General features: G+C 49.8%; 3 protein-coding genes. All 3 read left to right on the top strand.

What is annotated here, in order from left to right; all coding sequences use genetic code 11:
• The first annotated feature begins 206 nt into the window (after positions 1–206).
• The 3 genes from J3364_RS22525 to J3364_RS22515 all read left to right on the top strand — a co-directional run bounded on the left by J3364_RS22525 (position 207) and on the right by J3364_RS22515 (position 1,617).
• Positions 207–635 carry a hypothetical protein gene (locus tag J3364_RS22525; RefSeq protein WP_349560404.1) on the top strand — a complete coding sequence of 143 codons (429 nt, stop codon included), beginning with the start codon at positions 207–209 and terminating at the stop codon, positions 633–635.
• A 114-nt stretch (positions 636–749) separates the two neighbouring features.
• Positions 750–1,130 carry a hypothetical protein gene (locus J3364_RS22520; protein WP_349560403.1) on the top strand — a complete coding sequence of 127 codons (381 nt, stop codon included), beginning with the start codon at positions 750–752 and terminating at the stop codon, positions 1,128–1,130.
• A gap of 115 nt (positions 1,131–1,245) precedes the next feature.
• A complete protein-coding gene (locus J3364_RS22515; protein WP_349560402.1) occupies positions 1,246–1,617 on the top strand; it encodes a hypothetical protein in 372 nt (123 codons plus the stop codon).
• Positions 1,618–1,866: the final 249 nt, after the last annotated feature.

Below are 1,866 nucleotides of genomic sequence, written 5' to 3'. Positions count from 1 at the left end.
AAATGACTATATTGAAGACTTTTATAATCGCCAACGGCTGCACAGTGGCCTGGGTTACCGGACTCCGCTAGAGTTCGAGGAAATCAACTGAAAGGGCGTGTCCGATTTATTGGGGGAATTCCACCGGCCTGCGGCCGCCGGACGCCCTTTTCATTGCGGCTTCGCCTTCATTACAAGGTCGCCGCTAAGCTTTGCGTTAACTGTATATGGCCATTGAATTCGTAAAGCTGAATGAAGGATGGAATGCGGAGCCAAATTCTCCAGATGAGAAAGTCAGCATTGAAGGTGCTGACTTGACGCTGGAGTTCACCGTAAATCCATGGGCCTATGATGGCTTTAGGGAGCGGGAGCGGGAGCGGGAGCGCCTGCGACTTGTCTTTCGATCGTGCAATAGATATCGCTTAGGTCCAACAAACGATGAAGGTTGGTATCGGGGGCAATGTCGGTTTGGTCAACTTGCCCCAGCTTGGGGAGAATTCTATTTAGTGCGAGGAGAATCAGATGAGGTTTGCGAGGCAACTGACTGGGTAAAGATCAACGATAGCACTGGTGCCAAGCATTATCTCTTCTACCTTCGCGATTGCACTTTTGAGTGCAAGGCCGATGCGTATGAGCTTCATCGAGTTCCCAGTTAACCAGTCATTCCAGTTCGTTCCGGCCCTGACGGGCCTCCACCGGACGGCCTTTTCTCCGCTTCGCTGCGAAAAGGCCGCCGCTGAATATTGGCGTTATGCATAAGGATGTGAACATTGAAGAAGGCATTTTCAGTCGAGCTTTACGTTAAGGTCTCTCGGGACACCTTCAAAATCTCTCCGGTATCTGAGCCCAGTCGGGAACAGGTGTTTACTCCTTCCGAAGCATTCACAACGCGGCGACTTCTAGTTGGTCAGTTTTCGATTGCAGAGCGCTGTTTAAAAGACGCCGTTACCTCAGTTGTTGGCCGAAGTCTCATCCCTAAATCTGTAGGCATTGTTGTCCATCCGGAAGAAATGGTTGATGGTGGTCTCAGCCAAGTAGAGGAACGGTTATTCAGGGAGCTGTGTTTAGGCGCCGGAGCACGAAAGGTGGCCGTCTGGGTTGGTGGCCCACTCGGCTCTTCGGAATTGAACAAGCTACTAGAAAATGCATAACCAGTTATTCAAGTTCGTTCCCGGCCTAGCGGCCGTCCACCGGACGCCCTAGTCGGGCGCCGCTTAATGTTGGCGTTATGAGAGGCACCTGCTTCATGCGTCGAAGGCTGAGAACGTGAAAAAGACCATTTTTTCTGCTGTGCTAATGCTGGTTGCACTGTCAGGGTGCGCCGAAAGTAGGCCAAGCTTAGCGAATATAAACTCGGTAGATATGCTGAATTCAAAGGCTGGAAAAACCTACATTTCGAGTCTTGAAGAGGACGACACATACTGGTTTCTTAATGTAGTCAAAGAATGTTCTTGGCAAGTTATGGATAGTGATCCAAAAGTCCCGAAGACGTATTTTGAATTAAATAACGATCAAAAACTGGCGTTGATCGCAGGCGTTGTGGGGTCAAATCTTGTGATCGGGGATGAATCAACTCTTTGGGAGTGCGCCGTGGGAGACTCTGCGCGCCTAAGATTGCTTAGCTTTGGAAAAAGCTAAACCGATTTTTATAACAAGCCGCTTAAGATCGTTCCCGGCCTTGCGGCCGTCCACCGGACGCCCTTTTCAGGGCGTCGCTTAGCTTCGCGTTAGGCATCTATGTTTAGTGCAATGAATCAGCATAAGTAGTCGCCCCTGCAAAAGTAAAAACCTGAACAAAGGCAATGAGTTGGCCTGACTTCGGGGTATAATATCCATCATAAATCTCCCCGTTTCGTCCAAAAACCGGAAGAAAGCCCCATGATCCCA

The sequence above is a fragment of the Marinobacter sp. NFXS9 genome, from assembly GCF_040148665.1.
Taxonomy (GTDB): Bacteria; Pseudomonadota; Gammaproteobacteria; order Pseudomonadales; family Oleiphilaceae; genus Marinobacter_A; species Marinobacter_A mangrovi.
The sequence above is the reverse complement of the archived record's forward strand: the minus strand, read 5'-3'. Positions and strand labels throughout refer to the sequence as shown.

Excerpts from the sequence above, each read along its gene's own strand:
- J3364_RS22525 (WP_349560404.1), top strand. The coding sequence starts at position 207 with ATGGCCATTGAATTCGTAAAGCTGAATGAAGGATGGAATGCGGAGCCA.